This window comes from Rhizobium sp. M1 (assembly GCF_002531805.1).
Taxonomy (GTDB): Bacteria; Pseudomonadota; Alphaproteobacteria; order Rhizobiales; family Rhizobiaceae; genus Rhizobium; species Rhizobium etli_C.
Window position 1 is genome coordinate 54,688 of sequence record NZ_NWSW01000033.1, and the last position, 16,830, is coordinate 71,517.

14 protein-coding genes are annotated in these 16,830 nt (G+C 61.8%); 5 read left to right on the forward strand and 9 right to left on the reverse strand.

Translation table 11 applies throughout. From position 1 onward, the window contains the following. Positions 1-143: 143 nt before the first annotated feature. Positions 144-959 (reverse strand): AraC family transcriptional regulator, encoded by an 816-nt coding sequence (locus CO655_RS26425; protein WP_097605384.1) that lies wholly within the window; start codon positions 957-959, stop codon positions 144-146. A gap of 96 nt (positions 960-1,055) precedes the next feature. On the opposite strand from CO655_RS26425, the gene CO655_RS26430 reads away from it, so the two are divergent. After that, positions 1,056-1,976, forward strand: a complete 921-nt coding sequence (locus CO655_RS26430) for a phytanoyl-CoA dioxygenase family protein (RefSeq protein WP_010031962.1) — start codon at positions 1,056-1,058, stop codon at positions 1,974-1,976. A gap of 36 nt (positions 1,977-2,012) precedes the next feature. Here the strand turns inward: CO655_RS26430 and CO655_RS26435 are convergent, their stop codons facing one another. Then, positions 2,013-2,438: a nuclear transport factor 2 family protein gene (locus CO655_RS26435; RefSeq protein ID WP_097605386.1), complete on the reverse strand. Its 426-nt coding sequence runs from the start codon at positions 2,436-2,438 to the stop codon at positions 2,013-2,015. A 236-nt stretch (positions 2,439-2,674) separates the two neighbouring features. Between CO655_RS26435 and CO655_RS26440 the strand changes: the two genes are divergently transcribed. Next, on the forward strand, positions 2,675-4,096 hold the full coding sequence (locus CO655_RS26440) for a pyridoxal-dependent decarboxylase (protein WP_097667386.1): 1,422 nt from the start codon (positions 2,675-2,677) through the stop codon (positions 4,094-4,096). 101 nt (positions 4,097-4,197) lie between these two features. Here the strand turns inward: CO655_RS26440 and CO655_RS26445 are convergent, their stop codons facing one another. Continuing rightward, a complete protein-coding gene (locus tag CO655_RS26445; protein WP_097667387.1) occupies positions 4,198-4,620 on the reverse strand; it encodes a TIGR02594 family protein in 423 nt (140 codons plus the stop codon). A gap of 723 nt (positions 4,621-5,343) precedes the next feature. Between CO655_RS26445 and CO655_RS26455 the strand changes: the two genes are divergently transcribed. From CO655_RS26455 to CO655_RS26465, 3 genes are all read left to right on the forward strand, one after another. Continuing rightward, entirely contained in the window at positions 5,344-7,245 is a 1,902-nt protein-coding gene (locus tag CO655_RS26455; RefSeq protein WP_097605446.1) for a potassium transporter Kup, read from the forward strand. A 99-nt stretch (positions 7,246-7,344) separates the two neighbouring features. Continuing rightward, positions 7,345-8,121: a protocatechuate 3,4-dioxygenase gene (locus tag CO655_RS26460; protein ID WP_097605390.1), complete on the forward strand. Its 777-nt coding sequence runs from the start codon at positions 7,345-7,347 to the stop codon at positions 8,119-8,121. A gap of 104 nt (positions 8,122-8,225) precedes the next feature. Beyond that, positions 8,226-8,507: a hypothetical protein gene (locus tag CO655_RS26465; RefSeq protein WP_010033622.1), complete on the forward strand. Its 282-nt coding sequence runs from the start codon at positions 8,226-8,228 to the stop codon at positions 8,505-8,507. Positions 8,508-8,670: 163 nt separating this feature from the next. On the opposite strand, the gene CO655_RS26470 is transcribed toward CO655_RS26465, so the two are convergent. The 6 genes from CO655_RS26470 to CO655_RS26495 form a co-directional block, all read right to left on the reverse strand. After that, the gene (locus tag CO655_RS26470) at positions 8,671-10,143 is read right to left on the reverse strand and encodes a right-handed parallel beta-helix repeat-containing protein (protein ID WP_097667388.1); all 1,473 of its coding nucleotides are present in this window, start codon (positions 10,141-10,143) and stop codon (positions 8,671-8,673) included. A 428-nt stretch (positions 10,144-10,571) separates the two neighbouring features. Further along, complete coding sequence (locus CO655_RS26475) at positions 10,572-12,062, reverse strand: right-handed parallel beta-helix repeat-containing protein (RefSeq protein WP_097667389.1); 1,491 nt, start codon at positions 12,060-12,062, stop codon at positions 10,572-10,574. 308 nt (positions 12,063-12,370) lie between these two features. Beyond that, positions 12,371-13,618 (reverse strand): ABC transporter permease, encoded by a 1,248-nt coding sequence (locus CO655_RS26480; RefSeq protein ID WP_097605393.1) that lies wholly within the window; start codon positions 13,616-13,618, stop codon positions 12,371-12,373. A 4-nt stretch (positions 13,619-13,622) separates the two neighbouring features. Further along, positions 13,623-14,762, reverse strand: a complete 1,140-nt coding sequence (locus CO655_RS26485) for an FtsX-like permease family protein (RefSeq protein WP_097667390.1) — start codon at positions 14,760-14,762, stop codon at positions 13,623-13,625. Continuing rightward, on the reverse strand, positions 14,759-15,463 hold the full coding sequence (locus tag CO655_RS26490) for an ABC transporter ATP-binding protein (protein ID WP_097605395.1): 705 nt from the start codon (positions 15,461-15,463) through the stop codon (positions 14,759-14,761). The genes CO655_RS26485 and CO655_RS26490 overlap by 4 nt, the downstream gene beginning before the upstream one ends. Positions 15,464-15,547: 84 nt before the next feature. Beyond that, on the reverse strand, positions 15,548-16,753 hold the full coding sequence (locus tag CO655_RS26495; RefSeq protein WP_141514365.1) for an efflux RND transporter periplasmic adaptor subunit: 1,206 nt from the start codon (positions 16,751-16,753) through the stop codon (positions 15,548-15,550). Between the last annotated feature and the right edge of the window lie 77 nt (positions 16,754-16,830).

The window sequence follows — 16,830 nt, forward strand, 5'->3', positions numbered from 1 at the left end:
TTTTAAAGTTACCCGGAGTGATTAGAAATCACGGCACGAAAACGCTAACAATATTAAAAATTACCTCACGTAATGATCGATTTCATCGTGCGCGTCGCGGCTAAGATGAAAGATCCTCATATAACGGCTATCGCCCGCGCCCCTCACATTCTCCGGTACCGCGCTCGAAATTGGCTTGGGCTGCAGCTTTCACGCTCGTGAAAGAGGCGCGAGAAATAAAACGGATCGTCGATGCCGATCCTGGCGGCGATGGATTCAATCTTTTCATCGCTGGTGGCTAGCAATTGTTTGGCACGGTCCATGCGGACACGGAGCTGAAATGCCTTAGGCGGCAAACCCGTTTCAGTCACGAATCTGCGCCGCAGCGTGGCCGGCGACATCCCGTGCTCGACAGCGAAAGCAGCGAGGTCGAGCGGCTGTAGCGCCCGCCCCCGCAAGGTCTCGACGATGTCGCCGGCATCAACCTGGCGCCCGCTCGCCGCAGCGCTCGCCTCCCTTGCGGCCGAGATCACGATGTTATGCAGCGCCGATGCCGCTGAGGCCTGGCCTAGAGGGGTGTCGTTGATGAGATCGGCGTGCAGAGATGCGAAGAGCCGCGCCACCTCCTCGACATGGCGCAGCGCTACAACGGGGTGCTGCTCGGCGATCAGGCGCAGACTTACGAAATCCCGCGTGAACGAGCCGCCGAACAGCGCCCATCGCTCATCCCAGCCGCCCTCATCCGGCCCATATGAATGGAGGCGATTGGGAAAGAGCCAGAAGAGCGCTGGTCCCTCGATATGCCGGCGCACGCCGGCGGTTTCCAGAAAGCCCTGCCCACGCTCCACCAGCACGACCGCAAAACTCGGGAGCTTCCTCCTCTTCACGGCATGGCGCGCATGCTGTTTGCCGCTCCCGGTGACGGCAAGCCCGCCAGCCGCGTCGAGCGGTGACCGATAGATGGCCTCAGCCGCTCTCATGTTGAGCGAAAAGTCCAGCGATGACTTTCCTCCATGTATTCCGGCCTTGTCGTCGGCTATTTTGAGCTACAATAGACCAAGCGACGGACGGACGAAATGTCAATTGCTGCAAATGTCGAGCCGCGAAAAACCGACCTTTCCCTTGCCGCCCATGGCCGGACGATCCCGGCCGAAAGGCTTGGCCTGCTTCAGCCGACCGACCCGGCCATCGGCATCGAAGCCATCCGCCGCCGCTACGAGGAGGACGGTTATGTCTGGCTGAAGGGCCTTCTGCCGCGCCCCGAAGTGATCGATTTTCGCCGCTGGGTCTTCTCCCGCCTTGCCGAAACCGGGCTGTTGGTAACAGGCCATGATTTTGCTCTCGGCATCGCCGCCGCCGAAGGCGTCGACTGGGCCCTGGCCGACCGGCGGCTGATGTCGATCGTCCGCTCGGCCGCCTATGAAGGTTTCTGCGCCCAGCCGCCGCTCGTGCGCTTCATGGACGCCTTTCTCCAAGGCATTTCCTATCTCCATAAGCGCAAGCTGATGCGCTATACCAAGCCAGGCACGGCGACGGCCACCCCGGCCCATTACGATCTCGTCTATCTCCGCGGCGGCACCAACCGGCTGGTGACGGCCTGGATTCCGATCGGCGACGTCCCCATCGAAATGGGCGGCCTCGTCTATCTCGAAGGCTCGCACGCCATCGGGCGGGGGATGGAGGCCGAATTCCGGCTCCGCAGCGGCGACCTCTCGCCGGAGGAGCGGATCAGCGCCTATAACAGCCATATGGCCGAAGGCGGCTGGGTCTCGAAGGATCTCCCCGGTATGGCCGAACGTTTCAACGCCCGCTGGCTCGCCGCCGATTACGAAGCCGGTGACGTGGTCCTGCACTCGCCCTACATGATCCACGCTGCCACGACCAACCAGGATCGCGCCGGCCGTCTGCGTCTCTCCACCGACATCCGCTTCCAGAACGTCGATGACGAAATCGACGCCCGCTGGAACAATCACTGGAGCCTCGGAGATATGCTGTAGCGACGATGGCCGCGCAGGAAACAAAAGACCCTGCGCCTATCCGATCGCCCTCAAGATCTCGGCCGTGTCGAAATAGAAGGGCGTGCCGTCAAGCAGCAATCCCTCCCTAAAGCGCAGAACTTCGGCGAAGGGTTGCACGATGAAGGCGCCCCTTGCCCGAGAAGTGAGCCTCAACCTGCATGTCATGAAGACGAGGTCTCCGGATTGGGCCGCGGCCAGATCCTCGACCGCGACATCGCTCCAGACCTCGCTCATTACCCTCAACAGAGACGCGATGCCCGTCAATCCCCTCCAGTCACCGGAATAGGGCAGCGATGCGGGTTCATGGACGACCACATCGGGATGAAACGCCCGCGCGAGCGCCTCAGCATCCGTCTTGTCGGAATTGAGAAAATCCAACTCCACCTGGAACATCCGTTCCAAAAGTTGCATGGCCGTGTTTCGATCGCTGGCACCTTTCATCGGGTATCTCCTCGCTTTGCAAACCGCCGATAACTAAAGATCCAAGGTCTTAGGCCGCCACCCGTTTCCTGATGTCCGGCTGAATGCCTCGCGAAGCCATGCCCGCGGAGCGTCGTGGCCGCCCCGTTCACAGGAGCGGCAAGACAGCGTCGGCAATATCGGCTAGACTGCCTGCGTCAACAGCTTGCTTTGAGGAGGTTCTGTCAGGGGCCGGAGCCGTTGGCGCGGGGGATCCGATGTCGGCAATCGCAACTCTGTTTCAGGAGGCCGCCCGGCTTGCCGCCGGGTTTCGGGAAACGGCCTTTGCCCGCCATGTGCCAAGCAACGACTACGCCGCCTGCCTTGCCGTCTTCGACGAGCCGCTTTCGGCGGCCGGCTCCGATATGCTCGATGTCATCCGGCAGCTCTCCGACGGCGCCGAACCCGGGCTGCATGCAACCACCGGCCCGCGCTTTTTCGGCTGGGTCATCGGCGGCTCTCATCCGGTCGGCGTCGCAGCCGATTTTCTCACCAGCGCCTGGGGCCAGAACGCCGGAAACCATTTCGCCGCTCCGGCAGCGGCTGCCGTTGAAGCCATAGCGGCGCGATGGCTTCTCGATCTCCTGAAACTGCCGGCTGAAAGCTCGGTCGGCTTCGTGACCGGCGCCACGGTGGCAAATTTCACCTGCCTTGCCGCCGCCCGCGGCGAGGTGCTGCGAAAGGTCGGCTGGGATGCCGATGCCGACGGCCTGTTCGGCGCGCCTGAGATCACCGTGTTGATCGGCGACGATGCCCATACAACCGTCTTCTCCGCGCTTCAGTTCCTCGGTCTCGGGCATGACCGTGTGCTGCGCCTGCCCACCGACGCGATGGGCCGGATCGACTCGGCGGCACTTCCCGGCGCGCTTGACGCGGTCGCCGGCCCCTTGATCGCCGTTCTTCAGGCCGGCCAGATCAATACCGGCGCTTTCGACGATTTTGACAGGCTCATCCCACCGCTGAAGGCGAAAGGCGCATGGGTGCATGTCGACGGCGCCTTCGGCCTGTGGGCGCAGGCATCGGCGAAAGTGAGCCATCTCAGCCGCGGCATCGAAGCAGCCGACAGCTGGGCGACCGACGGCCATAAATGGCTGCAGACGCCCTATGATTGCGGCTATGCGATCGTCCGCGACGAACTCGCCCATCGCCGCGCTATGACGATCGCCGCAAGTTACCTGCCGCTCGCCGGCGAAGGCGAGCGTGACCCCTCCCATTACGTGCCGGAGCTTTCGCGACGGGCACGCGGTTTCGCCACCTGGGCGATGCTGAAACATTTCGGCCGCAACGGCATCGAGGCCCTCATCGACCAATGCTGCACCTCGGCCCGCCTGATGGCCGACCGGCTCGCGCGCGAACCCGGCATCGCCATTCTGAACGAGGTGGCGCTCAACCAGATCGTCGTCCGTTTCGCAGCCGATCGCCCGGACGACGAAAGTAACGCGCTGACGCGAAAGGCGATCGAAAAGATCCAGGCGGACGGCATCCTCTTCGCCGGCGGCGCCAAATGGCGCGGCCGCGACGTCCTGCGCCTCTCCGTCAGCAATTACCAGACGACGGCAGATCAGGCGGAACTGGCAGCGGAGAGCATCATCGCCGCTTACAAGAGCGTGAGCGATCCTGCCGGTCACACCTCAGGATAGGACTGCTCGTTGGGCCATGCTGCCATGCGGCGAGCCAAGCGACGCCCTCTCTCCGACCTCATCCTGAGGCCCTCGAAGGACGAGGGCGGCCACGCTCGCCATCATCGTCGCACGGCGACGACGGAGCTTGCGCGGTAACGCGACAGCTGCACCCGGTTGGATTGGTTGCCGCCGAAGAGGTAGACGTACTGACGCCGCTGGTCGAAATGGTCGAACAGGCTGACGTGGAAACGCCTGCCGCTTCGGATCACCACCACGTCGCCGCGCCTGGCCGAGCGGGCGACGACCGGCTTGCCGAACTTCATCCAGGACCGCGCCATGTTGGGATTATCAGGCGGCTGCCGCGAGGATCGTTTGGCGACAAAGGCCAGGAACGCGCCGCACCAGGATATTCTGCGCGGATTAACGCCGAGGAAGGAGATGGAGCGTTCATGCATGCGGTCATATTTGGAAGCCGTACCAAGCATGTCGGCATCACAGGGAACGGCAAAAAGCGTGAGGGCTATGACGAGAATAATTTTCATTGTTTCTCACCATTGTTTGGATAATTTGGAACATCAGAAATGTGGCGAAGAAAAAATCGCGGCCGGGAACGTATATTCGAATCATGGCGGCAATTAGAAACAATCTGACGGGGAATTTTTCTAAATTACGCTGACAATCTCCGCAGCATTCAAGGGCAATACTGTCGCGGAAAGGTCACCTCGGAACGTTCGGCCTATCGCAGAGAAAAGCTGAATTCCGCCGCAGAATCGGCCATCGTCGACAAGCCGCATTGGATAACGTCTCGTAGCACCGTCATGGCCCGCACGAATTATAGTTCCAATGACGCAGATAATACTTTCTGCGCAGACAGCAATACGTCGTCGTCTTTGAGACTTGTGAGATCAGGCCTTGGCGGAGATCGCACTCAGCTCCTCAAGATCGAGCCGCTCCAGCTCGTGCAACGTCTCGTCATCGATCTCGCCGGCGCGATGGAGCCGGATGAGTTCCCGGCGACCCCTGCAACCGCCTCGATCGGGTTGGTTCCATCTGCCTCGCCCCCCGGCCCGGAAACTGATTTCGAATGCCTATAACAAAATTTCCCGGATCGAAATCGGTTCATCCTGACCGTGTTCCGGGTCGTGATACCAGCCCGCATTGGGCGCCTGGCCGTCACGAAAAGTTTGCATCGACGCCAATTTACTTGCCGTTCTCCAATGCGGCATATGTTTCTGCTTGTAAGCAAGCGCCATGAGCGGGGAACCATGACTTCAACACATGCAGACAAGACTGGTGACGCCGGCAGCCGCAGCGGCTTTGTCGGGTTGGTTATCGGCGCAATCGGCGTCGTCTACGGCGATATCGGCACCAGCCCGCTCTATGCCTTCCGCGAAGCGCTGAGACCCTTTGCCGCCGATGGCATACACGAGCCGGAGGTGATCGGTCTGATTTCGCTGATGGTCTGGACCCTGACCGTCATCGTGACCTTCAAATATGTGCTGTTCCTTCTCAGGGCCGACAATGACGGCGAAGGCGGCACGCTCTCGCTTCTCGCCCTCCTGATGAAGAAGATGGGACGAAACGTGCCGGTGCTGTTCTTCGCCGGGCTGATCGGGGCGGCCCTTTTCATCGGCGATGCCATGATCACGCCTGCCCTTTCGGTCATGTCGGCGCTGGAAGGCCTGAAACTGGTCACGCCGGCCTTTGCCGACTATGTCCCGCTCGCGTCGGCGGCGATCATGATCGTCCTCTTCGCCGCCCAGTCGAGGGGGACGGCTGCTGTCTCGATGTTTTTCGGGCCGGTTACCGTCTTGTGGTTTTTAGCCATGGCAGTTGGCGGCCTCATCCATATCGGCGACGACTGGAGGATCCTGGCTGCGCTCAATCCGATTAATGCGCTCTTGTTCCTTGCCCATGCCGGCACTGTCGGCCTTATCGTACTTGGCGCCGTCTTTCTGACGGTGACAGGTGCCGAGGCGCTCTATGCCGATCTTGGGCATTTCGGGCGGCGCCCGATCCAGATGGCATGGTTCGTGCTCGTCTTTCCGGCCTTGCTCCTCAACTATCTCGGTCAAGGTGCACTCGTTCTCTCCCATCCCGAGACGGCGTCAAACCCGTTCTTCCTGATGTATCCCGACTGGATCTTGCTGCCGGTGGTCATTCTAGCGACGATGGCAACGATCATCGCCAGTCAGGCCGTCATAACAGGCGCGTTTTCGCTGGCCCGTTCGGCGGTTCATCTCGGCTTCCTGCCAAGGCTGCGCATCAAATTCACATCAGAGACCAACACCGGCCAAATCTATGTGCCGAGCGTCAACCTTCTCCTGCTGATCGGCGTGTTGATGCTGATCTTTTCCTTCGGCGATTCGGAGTCACTGGCGACCGCCTACGGCATCTCGGTGACTGGTACCATGGTCATCTCGACGATGCTGGCCTTCCAGTTCCTGCGGGCCGTCTGGGGCTACTCCCTTGTGCTCGCTGTTGTCCTGCTGCTGCCTCTTTTCATCATCGAGGTCATGTTCCTGGCCGCCAACCTGTTGAAGATTCATGATGGCGGCTGGGTTCCGGTCGCACTGGCGCTGGCGATCATGATCTTGATGTGGACATGGACCCGCGGGCAGGCCTACCTGAAGAGACTGCGGGCCAACAGTGAGATCCCGCTCGATTCCTTCATCAAATCGATCGAGCGGAAATCGGAGCATTCGCCGGTCACCGTGCCGGGAACGGCGGTCTTTCTGACCAGCGTCCCCGACCGGACGCCGAACGTTCTGCTCCACAATCTCAAGCACAATCATGTGCTCCACGAACAGAACGTCATCCTGACCGTCTGGACCGAGGACGAACCTTACGTCCCCGACAGCAGACGCATCAAGATCAGCCAGCTGTCGCCGCGTTTCGTCCGCCTAGACATCACCTTCGGCTTCATGGACGATCCGGATGTCACCAGGGCCTTGGCTCTCTGCCGGGAGGGCGGCTTCAAGTTCGAGATCATGAAGACCTCCTTCTATCTCGGCCGCCGCAATCTCGTCAGGACGCCGAATACGGGGTTGCCCGGCTGGCAGGAACGTATCTTCATGGCGCTGGAAGGTTTTGCGATCGACCCGTCCGATTATTTCAACCTGCCGTCAAATCGCGTCGTCGAGCTCGGCGAACAGGTCGCCATCTGAGGCGTGAGGATCGTCTCGCTGCCGTCGATCATTGCCGGGATTTAACTCGAAATCCCGGTCCATTCGCTTTACACGCTCTTCTGCGGCAAAGGAGGACAGATGAAGAGGCGGACGCTTATGCTTGGCGGTGCGACCATTGTCGCATCATCGGTCGCTGCGGCGGCATTCTGGCCGCAGCGACATATCGTCGTGGCCGCCGGGACATTCGACTGGGAGGGCACTGATTTCCTCAGCGGCGGCACACGGTCCGTCGCCTTGGAAAAGCTGCCCGCGCCGCTCTTCCGGATGCGCCCGAATTGCGTCGCGACTGTCGCCCAGACCCTTGGCCCCTGCCATGTCAACGATATCCCGGCACGTCAGGACGTCACCGAAGGAAAGGCTGGGCTGCCCCTGCGCCTGGCCGTCCGCATCGTCCATGCAGCCGATTGCCGACCGGTCGAAAACGCCGATATCGAAATCTGGCATACCGATCACCGTGGCATCTATTCCGGCCGGGAAGCAGCTGACATGTGCACGCTCGACGACGCCGAGGCGATCAGCGGGCTTGCCTTTCGCGGCCGCCAGTTGACGGATGCGGCCGGGCAGGCAAGCTTTCTGACGGTCTATCCCGGATGGTACAGGGGCCGCACGCCGCATGTTCACTGCCGCATCATCGTCGAAGGCAGGGAACTTCTCGTCAGTCAGATCTATTTCGACGATGCGCTGAGCGACATCGTCTATGGCGGGCATCCCGACTATCGCCAACGCCCTCCCCGCGATACGCGCAACGACGAGGACGGCCTCATCCCGCAGGACGCCGTCGATCACATATTCGATTTCGAAAAGCTCGACGGCGGCGTGCTCTCCGCGACGATTACGATCGGCCTTTCGTCCTGAGCCGACAGGAGCGAGAACCTTTCCTGCATCAGGCATGAACCAGACGCAGGATTTCTGCGTACAAGCTCTCGACCGCAGAACCTCAGGCAGCGAGGGATGATGGCATGATCAGAAGGGAAGGCGTCGCCCCGATCGCCAGGCATGCCGCCGAACAGGGGCTGGCCCGGCTGATGATGAGATTGCCGGCCACGCGGGCGACGATCAGAGCCGCCGCATCGAGCCAGTCCCATCTCTACGAATTGTGCGGCGCCTATGGCGAAGCCTGCTCCGTGCTCGACCGCATGCGCAAGGATGGATCGGCCGATCCTGCGATCATCACTGAATACGAGATCATTTGCGCGGAAATCGAAGCCGACGTCCAGCGAGCCCTGCTCGGCGACCGCTGAGTGCCTGCCGCTACGGCATCTAGAGCATGATGCCGAAAAGTGTGAGCGGTTTTCGGACGACATCATGCTCTAACTCTTTAATTTAGAACAGGATTCAGATTTTAGGCCGACCGGGCCTAAAATCATCCTGTTCTAGTCGTAGCGGCGATGCGCCCGGCGACCCTCAATGCAGCATGCTGTCTTGCAGGATGGAGACGATCGGCCCGTCCGCTGGTGGATGATGCAACGGCTGAGGTGCGGTCTCATGGTGGGAAATTCCGTTGTCGTTTTCCGGGCCGGCGAGATCGGCAGCTTCGATCGTCAGGCCGTGATCGCCATTGCCAAGAGTCGACCCGTGCTTTTCCAAGGCAGCCGCGCCGAAATGACGAAGCAGCAAGGTCCCATCCGACACGCCGTTTTCACCGACAGGAGTGTCGTGATGGGCGCCAGCCTTGTCTGATGCGGTTTTGTCGAGGCTAAGTTTCAGGCCGTCATGGGATGTGAGCCCGTTGTCCGACATCAGGCTGATGCTGGCATCCGTAGCGACCAGACTGTCGGCGCTTGCAAGCGTGACGCCACCTTCTTCGATGGTCGTGTTGTCGCTGACGGGGAAGGTGCCTGCGGCAATGATCGAGGGGGAGATGCTGTAAGGCGTGACGTCGCTCGCAATGAAATTGTCGTGGAAGGATCCGGATGCCGGTCGGTCGACCTTCAGCGCTGCCTGCGTCAGGTCATCGAAAAGATTGCCGTAAATATCGATCCCCTCACGGACATAGGTCGTCGTGCCGGCTGCGCTGACCGACACGCCCCACACGCCGTCATGGATATAATTGCCGGAGATATCGTAGTTGCGGGTATCGCCTGAATCGCCAAGGCCGATGGCGTAAGACCAGCTGTAGCCGCCGTAGCCGGAAATATCATTATCATGGATGGCAATATTCGTGCCGGCCTGCGCGCTGATCCCGAAGCCGCCGCCGACAATCGTATTTCCCTCGATCACCGCATCCACGGGCCGTATCAACGTCAGCACACCCTTTGGCGTCACCGCGCCCGTCTGATCAAAATAATTGCCGCTGATGACGATGTTTTTGCTGTCGTTTAGTTGCACGGCATCCGCCGCGGTGCCGTGGGCGTTGGTGACAGTATTGTTGAGGAGAGTGACGCCGTTGATCTTCTCGATCCAGATGCCGTCGCCGTTGACGTCGTTGATCGTGCTGTTCTCGATGGTGATGTTCGAGCCGGTTCGGATGGTGATGGAACCGGCTTTGCCTGCCAAGCCGGTGTGGTCAACCTCGACATTGTTGATCGTCCAATTCGAAACATAACCGCCATAAATGGCCGCCCCACCGGTGTCCGAGATCTTGATGTTCTCGATGACGATGTTCGAGGCATAAAGGCTGTGAATGCCATCGCCGGGACTATGAATGACGGGAGCGTCGCCGACTCCGTAGCTGCCGATGGTGATCGGGGCGTTGACTGTGCCGGAATATTTCAGATCGAGCTGGTCGTTGAACACGCTACCGGCTGCGAGAAGCACGCTGTCGCCGGGCTGCAGCTTCAGGTTTTCCACCGCCCAGAAGGATGCAAAAGGGGCGTCCTCGCTCGTTCCGGTGTTGCTGTTGGAGCCTATTGCTGGGTTCACATAGTAGATTGCCATATCGCCTTGTTCTCGGATTATCGCGCGCCGTCTGGTTGGCTACGACGAGTGGATCGGATGCGCTCGGAGCGCTGTGCGCCAATCAAGATGGCGTTCGATTGCCGTTGCAGCAGCCGTAGGCCCATGGGGCCGCCTTTGCTCCCGAGAAGCGTCTAGCCGTGGCTGCGCTCTAGAGGATACAACTCATACGAAAATAATCTAGAGAACAACGACCGAAAGGTGAATAAACGGTAGCATTACGCGAGGTACTGGACGTTACGACGCGCGCTCAAGGCTAGCCAGCAAGGCGAAAGCCTCGAAGGACGGGACGAGTGGATTAGCGCCATTGTCGACCTAAATCATGAAAGAATGGCAGACCTCACCCTTCAAGGCCGTTGCAGGGCGCCTGAGGGTGAGGCCGGGAAGAATCGTGCCGAATGCCCGCGCACTCAGCTGAGCAAGCCATCCATATGGATGAAGACGGTCAACGTATCCCCGTCGTTATGCTGCGAGGTCCCATCATTGACCCCGTAACCGAAGGTTTCGCTCACATGTCCATCATGGCCGGGGAGCTTCGTTTCGTCGAGAGTATAGGCATAATTGCCTTCTCTATCCACGTGCATGACCCCGTACTCGCCTGTCAGCGTAAGGCCGTGTTCGCCGACGGCTTCGCCGCCGAAGCGGCGAAGGAGCAAGGTCCCGTTGTCGGAGCTGTCGTTTTCCAGAAGATTGCCGCGATGGGCCTCGCCCGTATCGGTAAAGATCTTCAAGTTGTCATGAACCGCGACGACCGCCGGATCCACGGCCGCGTCCGTCGCCGCCGCAACCCTGGTATCCGAGGCCGCAAGCACCGTCTCGACATTCGCGACCGTGTGGTTATTGCTAACGGTGAAGCTGTGCGCATCGACGATAGCGGGTGATATGCTGTAGGCGTCGACGCCGCTTTCGATGGTATTGTTGTAGAATGAGCCGGATGCCGGTCGGTCGACTTTCAGCGCAGACTGCGTGAGATCGTCGAAGACATTGTCATGGATTTTGATGTTTGCGCGGACATAGTCGGGGTCGCCGGCGGGGGCGGTGACGACCACGCCCCATGCACCATCATGGATGTGGTTGCCCGCGATATCGTAGTCTCGCGTATTGCCCTGATCGCCCAGACCGATGGCAAAGGACCAGTCGTAGCCGTGAAAGCCCGATATATCGTTATCGCGGATGGCGACGTTCTTGCCCGCTTGCGCACTGATGCCGAAGCCGCCGCCACTCAGCGAGTTGTCCTCGACCACCGCGTTCACCGGCCTGATGAGCACGATGACGCCCTTGGGGCTCTCGGCATGCGTCTGGTCGAGATGGTTACCTCGGATCAGAATGTCGCTGCTGTCGTTCACCTGAATGGCATCTGCCGTGGCGCCGTGGCTGTTCGTCACCGTATTATTGAGAAGCTTGACGCCCTCGACCTTTTCGATCCAGATGCCGTCGCTTTTCACGCCCGAGATCTTGCTGTCTTCGATCGTGATGTTCTTGCTGTTGCGAAACTTCACGGAACCTGAGTCGCTCGACATTCCCGCCTTGTCGATTTCGACATCCCGAACTGTCCAGTTCGCGACACTGCCACCATAGATGGCAGCACCGCCGCTATTCGATATTTTGAGATTCTCGATGACGATGTTCGATGCATAGCGGCTGTGAATGCCGTCGTCGCCGCTATGGATGACGGGTGCGGCACCCGTGCCGTAACTGCCGATCTTGATCGGCGCGCTCTCGGTGCCGGAATATTTGATATCGAATTGCTCGTTGAAGACGCTTCCCTTGGCGAGCAGCACGCTATCGCCCGGTTTCAGCGTCAAGGATTCCACTTTGGACAAAGTCGCAAAAGCCGAGTTCTGGCCCGTTCCGCTGTTGCGGTCGGAGCCAGTCGCTGAGTTCACATAGTAGATTGTCATATCGCCATGTTGCCCTGTTCATCGGATCGCTATGTCGCCGCAGAGCTCGACCGGGATCGATCGACCGCATGCGGCGGGGGCAACCGGCCACGGCAAGAAGGCGAGAAGATGTTGTCAATGCGGCAGCGGGCAAATTCGCGGACCTTATTCCACGGGCAACCGCGCAGGCTTCGCAAAGCCACAACTTAAGCCGGAAAAACAATAGATTCGAGGCGAGTAAATCGCAGCTGAGCGGATGACATACCGCTTGAGTCAATTAGGCAAGCCCAGCCGGGATGAAGGTGATTCGGTTGCTGTGTCGGCGTCTTCTACCCCCTCGCCCGCAATGCCGAACTCAGCGGCAGCCGTGTGGCGGCGATCGCCGGCAGAGCGCCGCCGAGGATGCCGATCGCAAGGCCCAGCAGGCCGGCGGTGAGGATCACCTCGCCGCTGACGTTGAGCTGGAAAGCCATCTTGGTATGGTTGGCGCCCATCGTGCTTGCCTGCCAACCGTCGAAAGCCAGCCTGGAGGCGAGGACGCCGAGGCCGGCGCCCGCCAGCGAGAGCAGTACCGCCTCCACCCAGCTCGCGGTGAAAACCGGCAGGCGGGCAAAGCCGAGGAGGCGCAGCGTAGCGATCTCGACGCTGCGGTCGGAGACCGAACTCATCATCGTGTTCAAGGCCCCCGCCGTCGCTCCGATCGCCATCAGCAGGGCGATCGGCCAGCCGAACAGGCGGATGAGGCTCTCTGTCCGCTCGGCCTGGCCGGCATAGAAATCGGTCTCCGAGACGGCGGTAAGCGGCGTGCCGGGCAAGGCCGACAGGCGATCGCGCAACGCCGCCAGTGCTGTTGCGGGATCGCCTGCGCCATCGAGCCGCACCCGTAGGCTCTGCACCTGTCCCTGCCGGTCGAAAGCCGACTGCACCGGCTCCAGATCCGCCCAAATCTCGGATTCAAAGGCGCTGCCGCCTGACGTGAAATGCCCGACGATCTTCCAGTCGAGCGCGCCGAGCCGGATCGTGTCACCGACCGCAAGGCCGGGAAAGGAGTCCGCGATGCGGGCGCCGACGACGATCTCGCGCGCACCCGGCGAAAACAGCCGTCCTTGCGAAAGCCGTGCGCGGTCGCGCAAGGCAGGGCCGGTCACGTCCATGCCCCTCAGCGACAGCGTCTGCTGGGCGCCGTCGTCTTGCCTGACATCGACGGGGACGACGGTCTCGCGCGACAAAGCCGGCGCGCCTGCGCCGTCGCGGGCAATCCCAGGGTTGCCGGCAATCCCAGGGTTGCGGGCAATCCCGCTATCGCCGCCCATGGCGGCAAGGCTGCGGATTGCTTCGGCCGGCACCTCCGACCCGGTCTCCTGGTTGGTGCCGCCGCCGAGAACGAGGGCGATATCAGGCGAGCCGGCGCCGGCAAGCGCGGCCTCGAAGCCGCGCGCCATCGCCAGAAAGCCCGACAGCACCGCCACGACGAGGGCGACCGACAGCACCATCGACAGCGAGATCGCGAGCCGCCGGGGCAAACTGCCGAGATTGACTCTGATCATGAGAAAGATCTGCTTGAGCGCTGATGACATTGGCTTATCTCGTTCTGAAGGCGTTGACGATCGGCAGGCGCATGGCGCTGACCGCAGGCAGCAGCCCGGTTAGCAGGCCGAGCCCCGCGATGATGGCGAAAGATTGGATGAGGAGGGTCGCCCCGAAGACGAGGCCGAATTCCGGCCCGATCGAAAGCGTCGCGAGCTTGGCGAGGACGAGCCCGCCTGCGCCGCCGACAACGAAGATGAACAGCGTCTCGCCGACGACAAGCGCCATGATCCGCCCACTGGAAAAGCCGAGCACCTTCATGACGCCGATCTCGAAACGACGCTCGCGCGCGGCAAACAGCATGGTGTTGATCGCGATCATCAGGATGGTGACGAAGGCCGCGCCGACGACAAGGCTGACGATCAGGCCGACATCGGCGAATTGCCTGAGAAACGCCTCGAGGAATTGCTTTTCCGATTGCGTCCGCGTCTGCGCCGCCGAATTGGCGAACAGAGCGTCGATCCGCGCCGCCAGCATGCCTGGCGACACGCCCGGACGCGGACGCACGACGAAGGCGTCGACCGTATCCTTGTCGCGCGCACGCGCGGCATTGAGCGCGTCATAGCGAGCCAGCATGAAATAGGTGTCGGTGCCGGCATCGGCGCCCTCGAAGATGCCGGCGATGGTGAAGCTCCAGTTCCGGCTGCCGTCGGTCCTGGTCAGCTGGCCGGTAAAGCCGATGCGCTGGCCGATCGACCAGTCCTGCGCCTCGGCCAGCGCCCTGCCGACCAACACCCGGTCGCCGCCCTCTTCGAGCGCCGCGGTCAGCTCCGGCGTCAGCCCGAGCTCTTCGCCGTTGGCCGCCGCAATGGCCTGCGGCTCGACGGCGCTGACGACAACCACATTCTTCTCGACCTCGACGAAGCCCCGCATGCGCGCGGTATAGGCGACGGCGGCGATATCGGGTTCGGCCGCGATGCGATTGATATAGGCAAGCGGCAGGGGCAGGCCTCGTCCCGACTTGTTGAAGACGCCGAGCAGATTGTCGCTGGCTCTGGCCGCGCCCTGGCTGCCGGCAACGAAGCTCGCCGTCAGCCCGTAGATCAGAAAGGCGACGCCGACCGAAAACATCAGCAAAATGGCGCGCAACCGCTTGCGCCAGGCATTGCGCCGCATGAGCTCGAAGAAGGTCATCGGCCCGGCCTTTCCTCGGTGACGAATTCGCCTTTGTTGAGATGCAGCGTGCGCCGGGCGAAGGAAGCGGCCTCGGGATCATGCGTGACCATGATGATGGTCTTCTGAAGCTCGCGATTGAGAAAGCTCAGCATCTCAAGGATATCATTGGCCGATTTTCGATCGAGATCGCCGGTCGGCTCGTCGCAGAGAAGCAGATCGGGATCGCCGACGATGGCGCGCGCAATGCCGACACGCTGCTGCTGCCCGCCCGACATGCTGGAGGGAAACTGCCGCTGCCGGCCGGCAAGCCCGACGAGGTCCATGACGGTATCGACGCGGGCCCGCCGCTCCTTGCGCCCGAGCGGCTTCAGAAGCAGCGGCAGCTCGATATTCTCCGCCGCATTCAGCATCGGCAGCAGGTTGTAGAATTGGAAGACGATGCCCATGCTGTGCGCCCGCCAGGCCGCCCTTGCGCCTTCGCCCATCTGTTCGAGATGGCTGCGCCCGATCCGGATCTCGCCGGCATCGGGGCTGTCGATGCCGCCGAGCATATTGAGCAGCGTTGATTTCCCCGAGCCGGACGGCCCCATGACAGCAACGAAGTCGCCGCGCGGAATGGAAAGGTCGAGTCCGGAGAAAATCGGGATCGTCTCTGTCCCGATCCTGAACGCCTTTCCGACGCCGGCGAGCGCGATGAAGGGGTCTTGGCTGTCGGTCATTGCTTTGCTCCTTGGTGATGGATTGTTGCTATCGCAGAGGCCGCCCTCATCCTGAGGTGCGATCCGCAGGATCGCCTCGAAGGATCATCCTGAGGTGGGTAGGCCAACGGCCGGAGCCTCGAAGGACGGGGGCGGGTGAAGAGCGCCCGCGCTCCCCTCACCCACCACAAGCCGAATGCGCGCCGCCATTGCAGGCCGCATGCCGGAAGGCGGCGACGTGAGCGACAGGCGCAGCGTCACCGTCCCCTTCTCCCGCGAAATGACGGGCGCGATCTTCGCCACCTCGACTGCAAAGGGCTGCCCCGGAAAGCCGTCGAGCACCGCCTCGCCTGAGAGGCCCGGCCGCATCAGCGCGATATTGGCTTCGGCCACATCCGCATCGATGACCATCTTCGCCGTATCGGTAATCGCAAGCAGGCTTTCATTCTCCCGCACGCTGTCCTCGCGCGACAGCACGGTGTCGCCGACATGCGCGTCGAGCCGCGTCACGGTGCCCGAAATCGGCGCTCGCACGGTCAGCGCCTCGACCTGCTCGCGCGCCCTGTCGATGTCGAGCCTGGCCTTGGCGACATCCTGCCGCGCCCGCAGGGCGGCATTCTCGGCCGCGTCGAAAGCCGTCTTCGCCTCCTCCAGGGCTTGCGCCGACATCGCATCCCGCCCGGCCAGCCGCTCGGTACGTGTCAGCGATGACCGCGCCTGCGCGAGCTCGATATTCCTCGCATCAAGCGCCAGCTCCGCCGCCCGCTCCGATATCTCCGCACCGCGGAGCGCAAACCGGGCGCCGGCATCGTCGAGCCGCACCAGCAGCTGCCCCGCCACGACCTTGTCGCCCGCCTCGACCTCGACGGCGACAACCCGGCCCTCATATTTGGAAAAAACAATGGCGGTGTCGGGCGCCACGACGTAGCCGGAGCCGGTAACTTCACGGGACGGCGCGGCCCTACTCTTCGCCCCATCCTCTCCCTCAACAATCGCACCGCCCCTGGCCGGCGCCTCATGAGCGGATATCGCAGGGTGGTCGCCCGTCTTCCCCGCAATCGCGGCCTCGATACGCTCCAGCGTCTGAGGTCCATAGAGAGCGACCACCGCCAGCGATGCCGTCGCCGCAAGGACAAGTATTGCGCCAGGGATCATGCGCCGCCGGGCACGAGGCTCCGGCAGCTCCGTCTTGAAGGCCGCAGGCTCGATCGAAAGCGATCTCAGTTGGGCGGCAAGGGTTCGATCATGTTCTGATGTCGTGTTCATGCCGGCCAACATCGCCGACCCGGCAGAAATCGCGACCTCGAACACGATCCGGGACGTCCTCGATCGCGATTGTGTACCTGGCAGCGGCCGCCCTCGTCCTTCGAGGCCCCTGCGGGGCACCT

What these genes read in the sequence shown, in the direction of transcription:
- CO655_RS26460 (WP_097605390.1), top strand. Translation starts at nt 7,345, where the DNA reads ATGAAGAGGCGGACGCTTATGCTTGGCGGTGCGACCATTGTCGCATCA.
- CO655_RS26445 (WP_097667387.1), bottom strand. Translation starts at nt 4,620, where the DNA reads ATGAAAATTATTCTCGTCATAGCCCTCACGCTTTTTGCCGTTCCCTGT.
- CO655_RS26440 (WP_097667386.1), top strand. Translation starts at nt 2,675, where the DNA reads ATGTCGGCAATCGCAACTCTGTTTCAGGAGGCCGCCCGGCTTGCCGCC.
- CO655_RS26455 (WP_097605446.1), top strand. Translation starts at nt 5,344, where the DNA reads ATGACTTCAACACATGCAGACAAGACTGGTGACGCCGGCAGCCGCAGC.
- CO655_RS26480 (WP_097605393.1), bottom strand. Translation starts at nt 13,618, where the DNA reads ATGTCATCAGCGCTCAAGCAGATCTTTCTCATGATCAGAGTCAATCTC.
- CO655_RS26490 (WP_097605395.1), bottom strand. Translation starts at nt 15,463, where the DNA reads ATGACCGACAGCCAAGACCCCTTCATCGCGCTCGCCGGCGTCGGAAAG.
- CO655_RS26425 (WP_097605384.1), bottom strand. Translation starts at nt 959, where the DNA reads ATGAGAGCGGCTGAGGCCATCTATCGGTCACCGCTCGACGCGGCTGGC.
- CO655_RS26430 (WP_010031962.1), top strand. Translation starts at nt 1,056, where the DNA reads ATGTCAATTGCTGCAAATGTCGAGCCGCGAAAAACCGACCTTTCCCTT.
- CO655_RS26435 (WP_097605386.1), bottom strand. Translation starts at nt 2,438, where the DNA reads ATGAAAGGTGCCAGCGATCGAAACACGGCCATGCAACTTTTGGAACGG.
- CO655_RS26470 (WP_097667388.1), bottom strand. Translation starts at nt 10,143, where the DNA reads ATGGCAATCTACTATGTGAACCCAGCAATAGGCTCCAACAGCAACACC.
- CO655_RS26485 (WP_097667390.1), bottom strand. Translation starts at nt 14,762, where the DNA reads ATGACCTTCTTCGAGCTCATGCGGCGCAATGCCTGGCGCAAGCGGTTG.
- CO655_RS26475 (WP_097667389.1), bottom strand. Translation starts at nt 12,062, where the DNA reads ATGACAATCTACTATGTGAACTCAGCGACTGGCTCCGACCGCAACAGC.
- CO655_RS26465 (WP_010033622.1), top strand. Translation starts at nt 8,226, where the DNA reads ATGATCAGAAGGGAAGGCGTCGCCCCGATCGCCAGGCATGCCGCCGAA.